General features: G+C 54.1%; 14 protein-coding genes. 10 read left to right on the top strand and 4 right to left on the bottom strand.

Going from position 1 to position 18014, the window contains the following annotated elements:
• Window positions 1-240 precede the first annotated feature (240 nt).
• The gene (gene cofH / locus XM38_RS04400) at window positions 241-1452 is read left to right on the top strand and encodes a 7,8-didemethyl-8-hydroxy-5-deazariboflavin synthase subunit CofH (RefSeq protein ID WP_080809371.1); all 1212 of its coding nucleotides are present in this window, start codon (window positions 241-243) and stop codon (window positions 1450-1452) included.
• On the opposite strand, the gene XM38_RS04395 is transcribed toward cofH, so the two are convergent.
• From XM38_RS04395 to gltB, 3 genes are read right to left on the bottom strand one after another with little or no spacing between them, the layout of a single operon-like run.
• Window positions 1356-1958, bottom strand: coding sequence for a hypothetical protein (locus XM38_RS04395; protein ID WP_088429188.1), 603 nt, complete (start codon window positions 1956-1958; stop codon window positions 1356-1358). The genes cofH and XM38_RS04395 overlap by 97 nt on opposite strands.
• A 9-nt stretch (window positions 1959-1967) precedes the next feature.
• Window positions 1968-2495 (bottom strand): VUT family protein, encoded by a 528-nt coding sequence (locus XM38_RS04390; protein WP_088429186.1) that lies wholly within the window; start codon window positions 2493-2495, stop codon window positions 1968-1970.
• Window positions 2496-2508: 13 nt separating this feature from the next.
• Entirely contained in the window at window positions 2509-7197 is a 4689-nt protein-coding gene (gltB, locus tag XM38_RS04385; protein ID WP_088429184.1) for a glutamate synthase large subunit, read from the bottom strand.
• Between the two features lie 566 nt (window positions 7198-7763).
• On the opposite strand from gltB, the gene XM38_RS04380 reads away from it, so the two are divergent.
• The 9 genes from XM38_RS04380 to XM38_RS04340 all read left to right on the top strand — a co-directional run bounded on the left by XM38_RS04380 (window position 7764) and on the right by XM38_RS04340 (window position 16795).
• Window positions 7764-9605: a phosphodiester glycosidase family protein gene (locus tag XM38_RS04380; RefSeq protein WP_187329271.1), complete on the top strand. Its 1842-nt coding sequence runs from the start codon at window positions 7764-7766 to the stop codon at window positions 9603-9605.
• A 275-nt stretch (window positions 9606-9880) separates the two neighbouring features.
• Window positions 9881-10300: a phosphomannose isomerase type II C-terminal cupin domain gene (locus tag XM38_RS04375; RefSeq protein ID WP_088429182.1), complete on the top strand. Its 420-nt coding sequence runs from the start codon at window positions 9881-9883 to the stop codon at window positions 10298-10300.
• Between the two features lie 195 nt (window positions 10301-10495).
• Entirely contained in the window at window positions 10496-10900 is a 405-nt protein-coding gene (locus XM38_RS04370) for a HesB/IscA family protein (RefSeq protein WP_080809377.1), read from the top strand.
• Between the two features lie 137 nt (window positions 10901-11037).
• Entirely contained in the window at window positions 11038-11409 is a 372-nt protein-coding gene (gene rpsL, locus XM38_RS04365; protein WP_080809379.1) for a 30S ribosomal protein S12, read from the top strand.
• 157 nt (window positions 11410-11566) lie between these two features.
• The gene (gene rpsG / locus XM38_RS04360) at window positions 11567-12037 is read left to right on the top strand and encodes a 30S ribosomal protein S7 (RefSeq protein ID WP_080809381.1); all 471 of its coding nucleotides are present in this window, start codon (window positions 11567-11569) and stop codon (window positions 12035-12037) included.
• A gap of 97 nt (window positions 12038-12134) precedes the next feature.
• Complete coding sequence (gene fusA, locus XM38_RS04355; protein WP_088429180.1) at window positions 12135-14210, top strand: elongation factor G; 2076 nt, start codon at window positions 12135-12137, stop codon at window positions 14208-14210.
• Between the two features lie 21 nt (window positions 14211-14231).
• Window positions 14232-15461, top strand: coding sequence for an elongation factor Tu (gene tuf / locus XM38_RS04350; protein WP_080809384.1), 1230 nt, complete (start codon window positions 14232-14234; stop codon window positions 15459-15461).
• Window positions 15462-15568: 107 nt separating this feature from the next.
• On the top strand, window positions 15569-15886 hold the full coding sequence (gene rpsJ / locus XM38_RS04345; RefSeq protein WP_080809387.1) for a 30S ribosomal protein S10: 318 nt from the start codon (window positions 15569-15571) through the stop codon (window positions 15884-15886).
• Between the two features lie 267 nt (window positions 15887-16153).
• On the top strand, window positions 16154-16795 hold the full coding sequence (locus XM38_RS04340; RefSeq protein WP_088429178.1) for an LON peptidase substrate-binding domain-containing protein: 642 nt from the start codon (window positions 16154-16156) through the stop codon (window positions 16793-16795).
• A 22-nt stretch (window positions 16796-16817) separates the two neighbouring features.
• Here the strand turns inward: XM38_RS04340 and pheA are convergent, their stop codons facing one another.
• Entirely contained in the window at window positions 16818-17708 is an 891-nt protein-coding gene (pheA, locus tag XM38_RS04335) for a prephenate dehydratase (protein WP_080809392.1), read from the bottom strand.
• Between the last annotated feature and the right edge of the window lie 306 nt (window positions 17709-18014).

Below are 18014 nucleotides of genomic sequence, written 5' to 3'. Positions count from 1 at the left end.
AAATACTCTGCTGCAGCTGCAGGTAAAAGGGGTAACCTGATAACTTCAGCATTTTTCCATAGGTCACCTCAGTAGTTTTACGGCTACTTTATGGTTCTTAAAGAACATGCTGATTGCGGGGATTGCTGAATCCGCGATTGCCGCTGTACTGGTTGGCAGTGCCCTCAGCGTTTGCGAATTAAGCCGGAGCCGTCACAATGGAAGACAGAAGAGTTTCTTATGTATTTTTAGGCTATTGCCATGGGCCTAATGGTTGAGGCGATCTTACAGAGTGCGATCGCAGGGGACGATATTTCTGCTGCGGCTGGGGAATGCCTATTGCGGCAGCGGGATCCGGCCATGGTCGCGGCCATTCGCAGCACGGCTGATGTCCTGCGGCGACGGCAGGCAGGCGATACCGTCACCTATGTGGTCAACCGTAATATCAACTACACCAACATCTGCGAGCAACACTGTAATTTCTGTGCCTTTCGCCGCGATGCCGGACAGGGCGGAGCCTACTGGTTAAGCTGGGAAACCATCTGGGCCAAGACCAGGGAAGCCGTGCAACAAGGAGCGACGGAAATTTGTATGCAGGGGGGCCTGAATCCTGAGGCCCAGATCGATGGATCTGCCTTGGCCTACTACCTGCAGCTGGCGCGGACAATCAAGGCGGAATTTCCCCAATTGCATCTGCATGGATTTTCCCCCCAGGAGGTGCAATTTATTGCCCGCCAGGACGACATCAGCTACAGCCAGGTGCTAGAGACGCTGCAGGAAGCCGGGGTCGGCTCCCTACCGGGCACAGCGGCAGAGGTGCTCGATGATTCGGTGCGGCGCATTCTCTGTCCAGAAAAAATCAATACGGCCACCTGGCTCGAGATCGTCGGCTTGGCCCATGAGATTGGCCTTCCTACGACGAGCACCCTGCTCTCGGGTCACATTGAGACGCCTACTCAGCAGATTCGGCACCTAGAGCAGTTACGGCAATTACAACGGGCCGCTCTGGACGCAGGGAAAGCGGCCTCGATCACAGAGTTTATTTTGCTACCCTTTGTGGGCCAGGAAGCGCCGAAGCCACTACGTAACCGGGTCGGTCGAGACCAGCCGGTGTTAGCCGATGCGCTATTGCTGACGGCAGTGGCTCGCATTTATTTGGGCAACTGGATCGCCAACCATCAGCCTAGTTGGGTGAAGCTAGGGCTGGCGGGGGCTACCCAGGCCCTGACCTGGGGCTGTAATGATATCGGCGGCACCCTGATGGAAGAGCACATCACCTCCATGGCCGGAGCCCAGGGGGGCACCTGTATGACAGTGGCTCAGTTGCAGGGTGCGATCGCATCGTTGGGTCGCCCCCATCGCCAGCGAGATACCCTTTATGGCGACGTCTCTGCCGTCACCGGGTCAACTTCCGACTCCACCGGATACACCGCCTCAGCCCGACAATCCCGCAGCCATAGCTTCACCGCCTGAGCGATGATGCCATCACTGCTGTCCTGGGGCGGGGTAGGAGGACGCCCTTGGGAATCATGGGCCTGGAGGCTGGAAAACATAAAGGCCAGATACCAGCCACTCTCCGCCCGGGTGAGAAAGAGCCAATGGTAGTGCTGCAGCTCCACGATGCGATCGCGCAGGTACTGACGCTCCAGGGTAGTAAAGAAGACCTGCTGTAGCTCAGCCGCCACTGGCGACAACGGCCCTTGGGTAAACTCGGCCAAATCTAGGGGCTCGACGTCGGGTTGACCTGCCAACAGCACCGAGCCAAAGTCATTCTGCCGCTCCAGGCTACGGCTGGCGACCCGATTGGCATAGCTGGGCAGGTCCCGCACCAGTCCCGTCACCAACTGAGAAAGCTGCTGGGGACACGGGGTCGATGGCCGTAGGTAGTCAGGCTCTGCCGGTGCCTGGGCCAGAGATAATCGCGATGGCAGCCATAACCCCCCGGTCAACAGCCCCAGACACAGCCAACGTCTTGCCATGGAAATTCCTTAGGATTGCTGCCACACTAACTTCCCCTCCCGCCATAGGGCAACCACAGCCCCAATGACATACTTGGTCAGGGTTTCTCCAAACAACAGCGAGACTATTTCGCCAGTGGAGAGCACTCCAGCAAAGGCAATCAGAGTAAATAGCAGAGTATCCAGGGGCACCGAGACCGCATTACTGCCAGCCACCCGCAGCAACCAGGGATAGCGCAGCAGCTTTTGGTAGACCTCCGTATCCGCCGTCTCTGCCAGCACGATGGCCAAGAAGCTAGCGGCAATGATCCGCATGGGCACATCTAGCAGGACGCTCATGGCTACATTGGCCAGGGCTGCCAAGGCAATAGTGCCATAGACCCAACCACGTCCGCCGGCATGTAATCGATCCCGCTGAGTAAAGGTGATGCCGAAGATAAAGGTACCCACAGCCACTTGGCCGAAGACCGGAAACGGAATGAACCACGCCGCCGTGTAGTTAGCCCCTAGGGTAGCCATGATATAGATGGCAGCATTGATGAGATGCTGTTTTCGCATAGGCAGCCTCACCCTACTGCACCGAACTGAGGACCTTGGCATCGGTCACTTCTGAATTGGCAACCGGGGTCTCTGCCTCCGACGGCGGCACCACTTGCCAGAACTGAGGCAAGGACGTCGACCAATCGGCTAGAATCCGGGCCGCCTTCTGGCTACCCGTTCGCTGGGCATGGGCTGCAATCAAGGCCTTAAGCTGGTCTTCCCCAGCTCGGGTCAAAACCCGTTGCACCTTAACAATCTCTGGGTTGACCTTAGTCGGAAAACTGCCATCTTCATCTAGGAAATAGGCAATGCCACCGGTCATGCCAGCCCCGACGTTGCGACCCACCCGGCCCAGCACCACCACGGTACCGCCGGTCATATATTCACAGCAGTGATCGCCGGCCCCCTCAATCACCGCTTGTCCCTTAGAGTTGCGAACTGCAAAGCGCTCGCCAGCAATGCCTAAGGCATAGAGGGTGCCGCCAGTGGCACCATAGAGGCAGGTGTTGCCGATGATGACATTCTCAGAGGGGTCATAGGTGATGGTGGCAGGCGGCTTGATAATCAGCTCTCCCCCATGCATGCCCTTACCCACATAGTCATTGGCCTCGCCCATCAAGGTCAGGCTCATCCCTGGTAAATTGAAGGCCCCAAAACTCTGGCCAGCACTGCCTGCAAAGGTGAGGTTAAGCTGTCCTTCAAAGCCAGCGTTGCCATATTGCTTGGCGATGACACCCGCTAAGCGCGCCCCCACGGTTCGGTCTGTATTTACCAGCGGTATGGTCTTGGTGACACTGCCTTGATGGTCAATGGCGCGACGAATTTCAGGGTCTCTCAGTAGCTGATCATCCAACACGGGACCATTGCTGTGGACCCGTTCGTGGCTCAGCCAGCTGCGATCTTGGCGCACATCGGGGAGATCCAGCAGAGTCGACAGATTCAGGCTGTCGGTCTTGGTCAGCTGCAGATCCTGGCGGGATTTCAACAGATCACTGCGCCCCGTAATCTCGCTGAGGGAGCGATACCCCAACCGGGCCAGTAGCGATCGCACCTCGGTGGCCACGAAGTAGAAGAAATTGACCACCTGCTGCGGCACCCCGGTAAAGCGCTGCCGCAGCTCCTCTTTTTGGGTTGCTACCCCAACCGGGCAGTTATTGGTGTGGCAAATGCGGGCCATGATGCAGCCTTCGGCGATCATGGCGATGGAGCCGAAGCCGAATTCCTCCGCCCCCATCAACGCCGCCATGATCACATCCCAGCCAGTCTTCAGACCGCCATCTACCCTGAGGATGACCCGATCCCGCAGCTGGTTGTCCATCAGGACCTTGTGGACTTCGGTTAAGCCCAATTCCCAGGACACCCCGGCATGCTTGATAGAACTCAGGGGAGAAGCCCCGGTACCGCCATCGTGGCCAGATACCTGGATCACATCGGCATTGGCCTTCGCCACCCCAGCGGCGACGGTGCCGATGCCAATTTCAGCCACCAGCTTCACCGACACCCCGGCGTCGGGATTGATCTGGTGCAGATCGAAAATCAGCTGGGCCAGATCTTCGATGGAATAGATATCGTGGTGGGGCGGCGGTGAAATCAACGGCACCCCTGGCTTCGAGCGCCGTAGCATGGCGATGTAGGGGCTGACTTTGCGTCCTGGCAACTGACCACCTTCCCCTGGTTTCGCCCCCTGGGCAATCTTGATCTCAATCTGCCGGGCGTGCATTAAGTACTCTGGGGTGACGCCGAAGCGCCCGGAGGCCACCTGCTTGATGGCAGAACTGGCGGTGTCACCATTCTGCAGCCCCCGCAGATGGGGAAAGGTGGGCGAGTTACCGTCGGCATCGACATCCGAGAGCACCTTAAACCGGACCGGATCTTCGCCCCCTTCCCCAGAGTTGGACTTGCCGCCGATGCGGTTCATGGCCACAGCCAGCACCTCATGGGCCTCCCGCGACAGGGCCCCCAAGGACATGCCCCCCGTGCAGAATCGCTGCATGATGGTTTCCACCGGCTCCACTTCCTCCAGGGGCACGGCGGGCCGATCGGCATCAAACTCCAACAAATCTCGCAGGGCCGTAGCCGGACGGCTGGTCAATTGAGCCCGATACAGCTCGTAGTGGTCGTACTGTCGATCTTGAATGGCCTTGTGCAGCAGCTTGGTCATGGCCGGGTTGTTCATGTGGTACTCGCCCTTGGGCCGCGCCTGGATAAACCCCATGTTTTCTAACCGTTTGCCGGTGAGTTCTGGGAAGGCCTTCTGATGAAAGCGAATGGTTTCCTGGGCCAGATCCACTAGGCTAATGCCCCCCAGGCGAGAGACGGTGCCGCAGAAGGCCAGCTCCAATAGATCGGGGCCGATGCCGATGGCCTCGAAAATCTGGGCTCCCTGGTAACTAGATAACAGGGAGATGCCCATCTTCGAGAGGATCTTCAACAACCCTGCTTCTACCGCTTTGCGATAGTTGTCCTGGGCACCGTTGCGGGTGAGCTGCGGTAACTTACCCGTTTCCATTAACTTCTGGGTCTTAGCATCGGCCCACCAATGGCGCACCGATTCCAGGGCCAGATAAGGACAGATGGCACTGGCTCCATAGCCGAGCAAGCAGGCAAAGTGGTGAGTACTCCAGCATTGGGCCGTATCGACCACCAGGGAGGCTTTCATGCGCAGCCCGGTGCGAATCAGATGGTGGTGCACCGCCCCCACTGCCAGGAGAGGGGGGATGTAGGTCTGTTGAGCCGTGAGGCTAGCAGCTTGGCCACTGGTATCAATGCGATCGCACAGCACCAGAATTGTCTTGCCGTTTCTGACGGTCGCTGCCGCCTGTTCACACAATGCTTCTACTGCCGTCTGTAGGCCGCCAGGCCCCCTGATCCAGGCGGTACAGGGTAGAGAGCGTCGCCACCTCAAAGCCAGACTCAGTAATCCCCCTGCAGGCTCATTCTCATTCAGCACCGGAGTGGCCAGCTTCAACAGCCGCGCATAGTCAGCCCGCTCATCTAGCAGATTGCCCCGTTCCCCAAACTGGGTGGTCAGGGACATCACCAGCCGTTCCCGCAGCGGATCGATAGCCGGATTCGTCACCTGGGCAAAGCGTTGCTTGAAATAGTTGTAGAGCAGATGAGGCTTCTCTGAGAGCACGGCCAGAGGAATATCATCACCCATGCAATAAGTGGGTTCCTTCCCCTGGGCTGCCATGTCCTGAATGATCATATCCAGGTCTTCAGCGGTGTAGCCAAAGGCCGTCTGCTGACGCAGCAACTGATCTGCCGGGAGCTCCTGGGCGTCCAAGAACAGTTGGGGCTGTATTGTCTGTCGATTTTGCTGCAGCCACTGACCATAGGGTTGACTGGCCGCAATCCGTCGCTTGATGGTCCAGTTTTTCAGGATTTCATGGCGGTCCAGATCGACGGCGATCATTTGGCCAGGTCCCAAGCGCCCTTTCTCGGTGATCTCCGCTGCGGGGACATCGACAACGCCAGCCTCAGACGACACAATCAGATGGCCATCGCGGGTGACCACATAGCGAGCCGGACGCAATCCGTTGCGATCGAGGGTGGCCCCCACCTGCTTGCCATCACTAAAAACCACCAGGGCTGGACCATCCCAAGGCTCTTGCAAACCACTGTAATATTCGTAGAAATCTACGATTTCAGGATATTGGGCCAGATCTGGCTGATTGTCGTAGGCTTCTGGCACCAAGATCATCAGGGCTTCCTGCGGCGTTCGACCCGAGCGCACCAGGAGCTCCATGACGTTGTCTAGATTGGCCGAGTCGCTATTGTCTAGATTGACGATAGGCTTAATCGCATCAATGCGATCACCCCAGACGGGATGGGCCAAATCTGCCTGGCGAGCCATCATCCAGTTGATATTACCAACCAGAGTATTAATTTCACCGTTGTGGCCTAGCAATCGCATGGGGTGAGCCAGAGGCCACTTGGGCATGGTATTGGTACTGAAGCGACGGTGATACACCGCAAAAGGACTGACGAAGTCAGGATTGCGTAGGTCATCATAGAAGGCCGCCAACACCGCCGACCGCACCATACCCTTGTAGACAAGGGTGCGGCAGGAAAAGGAACAGACATAAAAATCCCGCAGTCCTTGAGCAATCACCGGCTCTAAATCCACCGCCTGCGCTAACAATGCATCCACGGCATGAAAGACATGGCGTCGGGCCAAGTATAGCTCCCGTTCCAGGTCATCTCCGGTAACGCTGGGAGATTGCACCACCAGTTGCTCAATGCGAGGTTGATGCTGTCGAGCGAGCGGACCTAGGACATCCGGATTGACCGGCACCTGCCGCCAACCCAAGACATCCAAGCCGGCCTCAGCTACACCTCGCGTAAACTCCTGGCGAACTCGCTCTGCGCCCACCTCTGACCGAGGCAAAAAGGCCATGGCCACCCCCGTCCGCCTAGGATCTAGGGCAGCCAATCCCTGCGCCTCGGCCCACTGTTGCAGCAGAGCCCAGGGTATTGCCGTCATCACCCCGGCTCCATCACCAGAATCCTTGTCAGCACAACACCCCCCCCGATGTTCCATGCAGCTGAGAGCCGTCAAGGCTTTCTGTACCAGGGCATGGCTGGTGCGCCCATGCTGATCGGCAATAAAGCCGACACCACAGGCATCTCGCTCCTCTACGAGCCATTTCGGCCCCCAGGCAGATTGAGCGGTAACCGGGTAGATTGACTGACTGTGATTCACGCGCGTTTTCCCCATGGGACGGCCAATGTAACAACGGGTTAATCAATAATCGATATCACATAGCTGGCAGGGGGGCCCTTGCTCAGCGCAGACAGTGCCAGCATAGGCATGCTCCTCAATTCCAAATCCTCAGAGATCCGCTAGCTGGAGTCTCGAGGAAGCCTAAGGCAACTCTATCAACAATAGATAGATATGGACGAATAGAGCGTACATCAGAAGGCATCCTGACGCGTCACTCTAATCAGGCCCCATAAAGGCATGGGTTTCTGAGCCCCCTTAGACAGCTTATGCGCTTGCCTCAGCCTGGAGTGCCTAACTCAGGTTGTAGAGATGACTGAATGAGTGATCTGGGTGATTCTCACAGTTCCCTAACTACTCTCTAAGTCAAACCCCCAGTAACCTCAGGCCCTGACTGGATCGCTAATTATACCAGTGGAGTCGGAACCGATTACTGTAGCGTCAACTTCATCTCTGGCATGATCCCGGCAACTTAGTCAAGGGAGTCGGTATCTAGATATATATTATGGAGTGCCGATTCCGGGATTAGGGAGGGGGCTGCTATGACATTGCCCAGGAAAACTATGGTTAAGGGTCGCAAACACCGCCAGAGGTATGACCAGCGATATAGGTGGATAACGTGGATCGCCGTTGGCCTGGGTCTGTCTATCTGGCTGCCAATATCAGCCCCAGCCTATCAACCTCCCGCTTGGGGTAACGCTGCAGGAGCTACCGCCTTAGTGGGCCAGGTCCCCTCCCAAATCAAGCCAGAGGATCACGCCGCAGCAGGAAACCGCATCATCCTCAATGGCACTCCAATCAGGGGATCTTGGCAGCAACGATCCGGGCATCTGGGGGTGAGTGACACGGCTCTAATCGACATCGGCGTGGAATTCCTAAACACCACTAGGGCCGATCGACAACCGGTGCAGTGGTTTTCCAATCCTGAGGTCCAGCCCTTACCTCTGACGGCCTGGCATGATGCTGGAGACCGTTACTTGGACCTGTCGCCCCTGGCCAATCAGGCAGACTGGTCCTGGGATATTCGGGGAGGGGTGCTCTCCCTCCATACCCCCACCGCTGCGATACAGGCTCTACGTCGAGGCCGACAATCCTGGGGCGATCGCATCGTCCTCGATTTAGACCGTGCCACTACTTGGCAAGTGGCGGAAGACCTAGGCGCTGTCACTGTTACTGTGCAGGCTGCCGCCCCTCCCCAAGATCGTTCGAAACAGCCCTTGACTATCGAGGGAAACCTGATCTCATCAGTAACCCTACGGCCGGGGCCATCACAAACTCAGCTGCACGTTCGCATGGATGAATCAGCCCGTCCTCGAGTCTGGACCTTACCTGACCCGCCGCGCTTAATCATTGATGTGCGTCAAGATACCTTAGTCACCAAAGATATTGTCTGGGCCCCCGGCTTGCGATGGCAGCAGCGATATGTGGCGCTGGGGGATCGCTCATTTCCGGTTTACAGCCTGATCGTCGATCCCCGCCAGGCCAATATTGCCGTGCGCCCGATCTGGACAGATCCCACCACGGCTACAGGCATTGCTCCCTTAGTGACCACGGCTCGCCGCTGGCAAACAGCTGCGGCCATTAACGGCGGTTACTTCAATCGGAATAATCGTCTGCCCCTAGGGGCTATCCGTCGAGATGGACAGTGGATTTCTGGTCCCATTCTTGACCGGGGAGTCGCCGCTTGGGATGAAACGGGCAACCTACTCCTCGATCGCCTGGCTTTGCAGCAATCTATCACCCTGGCCGGGGGACAGCGCTTCCCCATCCAAGCGATCAACAGTGGCTATGTCCAGGCTGGCATCGGCCTATATACATCGGCTTGGGGGACAACCTACAGTCCCATTATCGATAATGAGGTGCTGGTGACAGTTAGCGATGGTAGGGTCTTAAACCAGGTTGCCGCCGGGACCGCTGGTAGTACGGCAGTAGCGATTCCGTCCCAAGGCTATTTACTCGCTGTACGGGCCTATCGAGATGCTGCGATCGCACTTTCCCCAGGTACCTCCGTACAACTGACCTCCCAGCCTCGACCAGCTGCCTTTGGCGATTATCCCCATGCCATAGGGGGCGGTCCCCTCTTACTCAAAGGGGGCCGCATTGTTTTAGATACCACCGCTGAAGGCTTTAGCCAAGCCTTTGCCACCCAAGCAGCTCCCCGCAGCGCCCTAGGGCAACGAGCCACTGGCGAATGGGTGTTTGTTGCCGCCCACAACAGCCCCGGCGGTCGCGGCCTCACCCTCAGCGAGCTTGCTCACTTAATGCAGCAATTGGGGTGTGTCCAGGCCCTTAACCTAGACGGTGGCAGCTCCTCCAGCCTCTACCTAGGGGGATCCTTACTCAACCGCAATCCCCGCACCGCCGCTCGAGTTCACAATGGCATTGGCATATTTATCAGGCCTTGACTGGACAATCAGAACCTAAAGCATTTCATTAATGAACTTGATTTGAAGGGGAGAAATCACTGATAAAGAATCGATATAGATCTTCCGGTCACTAGGGTTTGAGGCCATCGTCCCCAAAGTGAGGTTGTTATAGTTAGCCCAGATCTCTCTTCTTTTTTCACCCATCACCATCCTTGACTTGGCCCTCAACCAAGGAACCCTAAATCCTAGGGTTAGGGTCATGGCCTACAGCTATCGAGACCTACTGAGACGAATAGATTTGGAGGACGTCCATCGTGCCTAAGACCGAAGAAAGCCTACAAACTACGACCTTACCGGTACCCGCTGCCAATGGGGCCAAAGGTATCGCGGCAACTGAGTTGCGACCTTGGGGTTCCTTCACCATCCTAGAAGAGGCTCAAGGCTACAAGATTAAGCGTATTGAAGTGAAACCAGGCCACAGACTCAGCCTGCAGATGCATCATCACCGGAGTGAGCACTGGATCGTAGTATCCGGCACGGCCAAAGTCACCTGTGGTGAGCAAGAAATTTTACTGTGCACTAACCAATCCACCTATGTTCCGCCCTGCACAGCCCACCGCCTAGAAAATGCTGGTGTCATTCCCCTAGTGCTGATCGAAGTCCAAAACGGTGAATATCTCGGTGAAGACGATATCGTCCGCTTCCATGACGACTATGCCCGGGTAAAAAACTAGGTCCACCTCCAGTTCGAATTCGAATCACACTCTCCCATAGCATCCTGCATCAGGAGGTTTACTTGCACAGCCTCCTGATTTTTTATGTCATCTACATTCCATACATACCGGAAAACTCCTTAAACTGTATGAGTGGCCTATGTCTGCTATGTGATGTGTATGTCTGCTATGTGTAGGTGACTCAATTCTGCCACTATGATCCACTTAACTCCGGCAGCCCTGCGAGAGCTAAAGCGCTTGCAGATGAAGCAACCCAACATTCCCCCCATTATTCGCCTGAGCCTTCAAAGCGGGGGATGTGGCGAGTGGACTTACTGCCTAGGGCTAGATAATCCTCGACTTTCAGCGCCATCAACTGATGACATCTTTCAGGATCATGGGGAGTTTCGCATCGTCATCTCTGCCACTGATCGGCCTCGACTAGAGGAACTAACCATTGACTACACCGAAGACCTGATGGGAGGAGGCTTCCGATTTATCAACCCTCAGGCTGTCCAGACCTGTGGCTGCGGTAATGCCTTCTCCTTAACGCTCAGCTCGGAACCCGGAACCGAGTGTCTGACTTCCAATCGAGAGGAGTTGTCCCCAGAGCAAGAGTAGTCAACGGCAACGTTAACTTTACTACTAACAACTCGACCATTGATTGACGGCTCTCTAGCAAAGATGGTATGTTAGTAGCTTATGACAACTCGCATTCATTTCCTATCAAGTTCAGTCGTTAACTCCTTGAACAGTCTATGCCCACGATTCAGCAGCTGATTCGCAGCGAGCGGCAGAAAGCTAAACAAACAACCAAGTCACCGGCCCTAAAGAGCTGTCCTCAGCGCCGTGGGGTCTGTACTCGCGTATACACCACTACTCCTAAGAAGCCCAACTCAGCGCTACGTAAAGTCGCAAGGGTACGGTTAACATCTGGGTTCGAGGTGACTGCATACATTCCTGGCATTGGGCATAATCTACAAGAGCACTCAGTTGTCATGATTCGGGGTGGCCGTGTTAAGGATCTGCCCGGCGTGCGTTACCACATCATTCGCGGCACTCTTGATACTGCAGGTGTTAAAGATCGGCGTCAGGGACGCTCTAAATACGGAGCTAAGCGTCCCAAGTAAGCGCTAATCAATGGTATAGCTGCCCTGATTTAGCCATCAGGAATGTCTGGTAGCCACGAGATCACAGGCTGAACTCTGCTGTATCGGCCACATTGTGTTAGCCACCCATCGATTGCATCGTAAGAATTGTTCAGGTTAAGTTTCACAAGGATCATTCATGTCTCGCCGCACCTTTATCCAGAAGCGCCCTGTTCCCTCGGACTCTCTCTATAACAGTCGCCTCGTCACCATGATGGCTCGGCGCATGATGCAAGATGGGAAAAAATCAGTGGCCGATCGCATCGTCTATGGCGCCTTTAAAATCATCGAAGACCGCACTGGTGGTGATCCCCTAGAAATCTTTGAACAAGCGGTCCGCAATACCACCCCATTAGTGGAGGTCAAAGCCCGCCGAGTAGGAGGGGCGACCTATCAAGTTCCCATGGAAGTTCGCCCGGAGAGAGGAATAGCTCTGGCACTACGCTGGCTGACTCAGTTTTCTCGGCAGCGCTCTGGCAAGAGTATGGAAATGAAGTTAGCCAATGAACTCATGGACGCCGCCAATGAAACCGGTGGTGCTGTGCGTCGCCGGGAGGAAACCCATCGTATGGCTGAGGCGAATAAGGCATTTGCCCATTACCGATACTAATCGCCTTGCCGTTGGTTGGGCTTGACTGAAGCGTATAGAATCTTAACAGTAGGCAAGATTAGTCGCTGCCCTAGTTAGCAGCAGAAAGGAGGTAGCTGTGGAACGGAGCACCCCGCTGAAACGTGTCAGAAACATTGGTATTGCTGCCCACATTGATGCCGGCAAGACAACGACAACTGAACGCATCTTGTTCTATTCCGGTATCGTGCACAAACTCGGTGAAGTGCATGAAGGAACTGCCGTTACCGACTGGATGGCACAGGAACGGGAGCGGGGAATTACAATCACAGCTGCAGCCATTAGCACTCGTTGGCGAGATCACCAGATCAACATCATTGATACGCCTGGCCACGTGGATTTCACGATTGAAGTGGAACGGTCTATGCGTGTACTCGATGGGGTGATCGCCGTTTTTTGTTCTGTGGGTGGAGTTCAGCCTCAGTCAGAGACAGTTTGGCGCCAAGCCGAGCGGTATCGAGTGCCGCGGATTGCCTTCGTTAACAAGATGGACCGCACCGGGGCAAATTTCTTCAAGGTCTACAACCAGATAGTCGAACGCCTGAAGGCGAATGCGGTTCCGATTCAAATCCCTATTGGTGCCGAGGACGGTTTCCGGGGAGTCGTCGATCTAGTCGGTATGCGAGCCCGCATCTACAATGACGATCTCGGCATGGATATGGTCGACACAGATATCCCCGACGATGTCGCCGATCTTGCCCATGAGTATCGCACTAAGCTAATTGAATCAGTGGCTGAGGCCGACGATGCCCTCATGGAAAAGTATCTTGAGGGGGAATCACTCGGCGAGGAGGATATCGCCACTGCCCTGCGTCAAGGAACCATTGCTGGCACTATTGTTCCTATGTTGTGCGGCTCAGCTTTTAAGAATAAAGGAGTCCAGCTACTTCTGGATGCTGTGGTGGATTATCTGCCGGCTCCGACTGAAGTGCCTCCCATCCAAGGACTACTGCCGAGTGGTGAAACAGCTGAGCGCCATGCAGACGATGACGAGCCTTTGGCGGCTTTAGCCTTCAAAGTCATGTCTGATCCTTATGGTCGACTGACGTTTTTACGGGTTTACTCCGGCATCTTGAAAAAGGGTAGCTACATCTATAACGCCACCAAGGATCAAAAGGAGCGTGCCTCCCGTTTGATTGTGCTTAAAGCAGATGAGCGTATCGAGGTTGATGAACTACGGGCAGGTGATTTAGGGGCTGTCATTGGTCTGAAAAATACGTTCACTGGTGACACCATCTGTGACCCCGATAATGTGATTATTCTGGAATCGCTTTATATTCCTGAGCCAGTTATTTCGGTGGCGGTTGAACCCAAAACCAAGCAAGATATGGACAAATTGTCCAAGGCTTTACAGTCTCTCTCGGAAGAAGATCCAACGTTCCGCGTCAGTACAGACCCTGAAACCAACCAAACGGTGATTGCTGGGATGGGAGAACTCCACCTAGATATATTGGTTGATCGTATGTTGCGGGAGTTTAGGGTTGAAGCCAATATTGGCGCCCCCCAAGTGGCTTACCGGGAAACCATCCGTAAGCCTACTCAGGTAGAAGGTAAATTTGTTCGTCAAAGCGGTGGCAAGGGACAGTATGGCCACGTTGTGATTGATGTGGAGCCGAGCGAGCCTGGCAGTGGCTTTGAGTTCACGTCTAAAATTGTTGGAGGCTCGATTCCTAAAGAATACATTCCATCTGCCGAGCAGGGCATGAAAGAAGCCTGTGAATCTGGTATCCTAGCTGGGTACCCCGTGATCGATTTGAAAGTTACATTAGTGGATGGGTCTTATCATGATGTGGACTCTTCCGAGATGGCTTTCAAGATTGCTGGCTCCATGGCTATGAAAGATGCTGTGTTGAAGGCTTCGCCTGTCCTTCTAGAGCCCATGATGAAAGTCGAAGTTGAGGTGCCCGAGGATTTCCTCGGTGATGTGATCGGCGACCTCAACTCTCGCCGCGGTCATATTGAAGGTATGGGCACTGAGGAAAGCCTCGCCAAGGTGACTGCAAAGGTTCCTCTGGCTGAGATGTTTGGTTATGCCACCGATATCCGCTCCAAAACGCAGGGTCGAGGCATATTTTCGATGGAATTCAGTGAATATGACGAGGTTCCTCGTAATGTTGCTGAAACCATCATCGCTAAAAACAGTGGGAACGCATAGGTTATAAGGGACACGTACGTAATGGCACGCGCAAAATTTGAACGAAACAAACCTCACGTCAACATCGGCACCATCGGTCACGTGGACCATGGTAAAACCACGCTAACTGCGGCGATTACCATGGCGCTTGCTGTTGCCGGTGGCGGTAAAGCTCGCAAGTACGATGAGATTGATGCGGCTCCCGAGGAGAAAGCTCGAGGAATCACTATCAATACTGCTCACGTCGAGTATCAGACAGAGAATCGTCACTATGCCCATGTGGATTGCCCTGGCCATGCTGATTATGTGAAAAACATGATCACTGGAGCCGCTCAGATGGATGGGGCAATCTTGGTGGTATCTGCTGCTGATGGTCCTATGCCTCAGACCCGTGAGCACATCCTGCTAGCGAAGCAAGTCGGCGTGCCAAACATCGTGGTCTTTCTTAACAAGCAGGATCAAGTAGATGATGAGGAACTCTTAGAGCTGGTGGAGCTAGAAGTACGTGAGCTACTGAGTTCCTATGATTTTCCTGGCGATGACATTCCTATCGTGGCTGGGTCTGCCCTGAAGGCATTGGAATCATTGACCTCTAAGCCTGACATCGATCGCGGTGACGATGAATGGGTAGATAAGGTCCTCGAACTGATGGACCGAGTAGACGAAGCTATTCCGACCCCTGAGCGTGACGTGGATAAGCCATTCCTGATGGCGGTTGAGGACGTCTTCTCTATTACTGGACGCGGCACCGTAGCTACGGGACGGATTGAGCGGGGTAAGGTGAAAGTTGGCGACACGGTTGAGCTTGTCGGCATTCGTGATACTCGCAGCACCACAGTGACTGGTGTGGAGATGTTCCAAAAAGTGCTCGACGAAGGCATGGCTGGTGACAACGTGGGAGTTCTCCTACGGGGTATCCAGAAAACTGATGTCGAGCGGGGCATGGTACTTGCCAAGCCGGGTAGTATTACACCCCATACAAAGTTTGAGGCTGAGGTGTATGTCTTGAAGAAAGAGGAAGGGGGACGTCATACACCCTTTTTCCCTGGCTACAAGCCTCAGTTCTTCGTCCGAACCACAGATGTAACCGGCACTATTGAGAGCTTCACGGCTGATGATGGTAGTGCGGCTGAGATGGTAATGCCAGGAGATCGCATTAAAATGAATGTGAGTCTGATTAATCCCATTGCCATTGAGCAAGGCATGCGCTTTGCTATTCGGGAAGGCGGCCGTACTGTTGGTGCCGGTGTGGTTGCTAAGATCGTCCAATAGTTTTCCCTACATAGGGTTAATTTGAAGGAGTGGTTTGATGCTTCAAGCCGCTCCTTTGCCTCCGTTAGTGTTTAGAACCTTGACAACCCAAGTTTGGTAAAGCTTCCATGGCAACGATTCAGCAGCAAAAAATTCGTATCCGCCTCAAGGCCTTTGACCGCCGCCTACTCGATACGTCTTGTGAAAAGATTGTAGATACGGCTAATCGCACCAATGCCACTGCCATTGGCCCAATTCCCTTGCCGACAAAGCGTCGTATCTACTGTTTACTACGCTCACCCCACGTCAACAAAGATTCCAGAGAGCATTTCGAAACCCGTACTCATCGTCGTATTGTTGATATCTATCAGCCGTCTTCCAAGACTATCGATGCCCTCATGAAATTAGATCTACCAGCTGGAGTTGATATTGAGGTTAAGCTCTAGCACGGTTATAGAAAATATCGAACATTGGGCTGAGCTCCATGCTGAAGAGCCGCATTGCTGAGGAGAAGGTTAATCGCACTGTAGGGTACTGTTCGATTAATCTGTAGCCAATAATAAATTCGGCCCAACCAGAAGGATAACGCACTAGCTTAATCCCTCCAGCTGAGATGCTTGCGGTACAATGAATTCAGGTATTCAATTTTTCTTTACCTGGATTCCTGAGTTGTTTGTCGTTCCCAGCTGACTTTTTACTGCAGCCGAACAGTAATGACCTTTTCATCATCAATTGCCGTTCGCGAGCTTCCTCTGTTCCCGCTGCCCAATCTAGTGTTATTTCCTGGTCGGCATTTGCCGCTCCACATTTTTGAATTCCGTTATCGCATCATGATGAACACGATACTCCAGAGTGATAGACGCTTTGGGGTATTAATGCTGGATCCAGCCACGGGTCAACCATCACCTGTTGGGTGTTGTGCGGAAATCATCCACTACCAGCGGTTAGCCGACGACCGCATGAAAATTCTGACGATTGGCCAGCAACGATTTCGAGTCTTAAATTATGTGCGGCAAAAGCCTTATCGAGTAGGCTTGGTGGAGTGGATTGAAGATAACCCAACTGAAGAGGATCTGTATCCTCTGAGTACTGAGCTAGAGCGCTTATTACGAGATGTGGTGAGGCTTTCGGCTAAGCTCACGAGCCAGGAGATTGAATTCCCGGAGAATATTCCAGAGTTGCCTTTAGAGTTATCTTATTGGGTTGCTAGTAATCTGTACGGTGTCGCCGATGAGCAACAGTCTCTGCTAGAAATCCAGGATACGACGGAGCGTCTGGAGCGGGAAGTCGATATTTTGACCACAACCCGTAATCATCTAGCGGCCCGGGCTGCCCTCAAAGATGTGCTGGAGTAAGTTGATGGTCTGTTGAGGGGACCTACTCCGCGCCGGCGGAGGTGTTGGTGGTTGGGTCTGAAGGACAAGGGTTGTCGATTGGGAGCAGGCTGTAGCTGCCAAATATCTTGAGTGTCTCAGTACAGTGCTTGAGAGATTGTAAGGCGGCTTTTACGTTGGGAAGGCTGGCATCTGCTTCGATGTCAATGAAGAATAGATAGTCTCCCAGGGATCGTTTGGTAGGGCGAGATTCAATGCGGCTCATGTTGATGTCATGGGCCGCTAAAATTTGTAGGGGTTTGAGCAATGCCCCCGGAGCATTGATTGGTAAACTGAACGCCAATGAGGTCTGGTTCCCTTGATGACTGGCTTTACGACCTAGGACCCAGAACTTGGTACAGTTGTCGGCGTGGTCATTGATGGCGTGGGCAAGTACAGGTAACTGATAGATTTGAGCAGCCCATTCGGATGCGATCGCACCAACTCTCACATCATCCTGTAAGTGGGTCAACGCCTCTGTAGTTGAGCTGGTTGGAATCAAACGAGCGTGAGGCAACTGGGTTTCTATCCATCCCTGACATTGACCTAGGGCCTGAGGGTGAGAATAGACAGTCTGAACTTGCTGCATCCTATCTGCCCGAGACAGAAAGGCATGGACAATCGGTAACACTAAAGCCTTTTGAATTTGAAGGGTTTCTAGGCGCCAGAGCATATCTAGAGTAATGGCAACACTGCCCTCCACGGAGTTTTCCACTGGCACCACCGTCACCTCTGTTTCTCCAGTTGCTGTGGCTTGTAGAGCCTGGGCAATACTGGGATATGCTCGCAGCATCAACTCATCGCCAGTGTCGAGCTTGGCCCAACGAATATAGGCAAGGGCAGCCATCTCAGAATAGGTTCCCCGGGGACCCAAGTGAGCAACAGAACGCACCATAGTTATTCGCTTCAGGAATCGGCTCGAGTGTTAACGATAACGGATCATGACAGCCCCAATCCCCTTCAACGCCAATTGGCAAGGAGCTCAGGACTTTGATTAGAGGCGATTTGCAAAACACCTAAACAGTCGTCAGAGCAAGGTTTTCGGGATCACTGTAAACGCTCAGGCAAGATCGCTGAAGCCTCGACAGCGCTTGCCTTGCAGGCTTTTTAAGATTTTCTTTGCAAATTAGCTCTTAAGCTTTCCAAACATCCTCGCACCCAAGTACTATTAAAAATTAGTTTGAGGCCCTGACGTTTTTCT

This window comes from Halomicronema hongdechloris C2206, from assembly GCF_002075285.3.
Taxonomy (GTDB): domain Bacteria; phylum Cyanobacteriota; class Cyanobacteriia; order Phormidesmidales; family Phormidesmidaceae; genus Halomicronema_B; species Halomicronema_B hongdechloris.
This window is presented reverse-complemented; position numbering and strand designations above follow the sequence as displayed.

Excerpts from the sequence above, each read along its gene's own strand:
- XM38_RS04390 (WP_088429186.1), bottom strand. The coding sequence starts at position 2,495 with ATGCGAAAACAGCATCTCATCAATGCTGCCATCTATATCATGGCTACC.
- rpsG (WP_080809381.1), top strand. The coding sequence starts at position 11,567 with ATGTCTCGCCGCACCTTTATCCAGAAGCGCCCTGTTCCCTCGGACTCT.
- rpsL (WP_080809379.1), top strand. The coding sequence starts at position 11,038 with ATGCCCACGATTCAGCAGCTGATTCGCAGCGAGCGGCAGAAAGCTAAA.
- XM38_RS04370 (WP_080809377.1), top strand. The coding sequence starts at position 10,496 with ATGATCCACTTAACTCCGGCAGCCCTGCGAGAGCTAAAGCGCTTGCAG.
- tuf (WP_080809384.1), top strand. The coding sequence starts at position 14,232 with ATGGCACGCGCAAAATTTGAACGAAACAAACCTCACGTCAACATCGGC.
- XM38_RS04340 (WP_088429178.1), top strand. The coding sequence starts at position 16,154 with ATGACCTTTTCATCATCAATTGCCGTTCGCGAGCTTCCTCTGTTCCCG.
- rpsJ (WP_080809387.1), top strand. The coding sequence starts at position 15,569 with ATGGCAACGATTCAGCAGCAAAAAATTCGTATCCGCCTCAAGGCCTTT.
- XM38_RS04395 (WP_088429188.1), bottom strand. The coding sequence starts at position 1,958 with ATGGCAAGACGTTGGCTGTGTCTGGGGCTGTTGACCGGGGGGTTATGG.
- cofH (WP_080809371.1), top strand. The coding sequence starts at position 241 with ATGGGCCTAATGGTTGAGGCGATCTTACAGAGTGCGATCGCAGGGGAC.
- gltB (WP_088429184.1), bottom strand. The coding sequence starts at position 7,197 with ATGGGGAAAACGCGCGTGAATCACAGTCAGTCAATCTACCCGGTTACC.
- XM38_RS04380 (WP_187329271.1), top strand. The coding sequence starts at position 7,764 with ATGGTTAAGGGTCGCAAACACCGCCAGAGGTATGACCAGCGATATAGG.
- pheA (WP_080809392.1), bottom strand. The coding sequence starts at position 17,708 with ATGGTGCGTTCTGTTGCTCACTTGGGTCCCCGGGGAACCTATTCTGAG.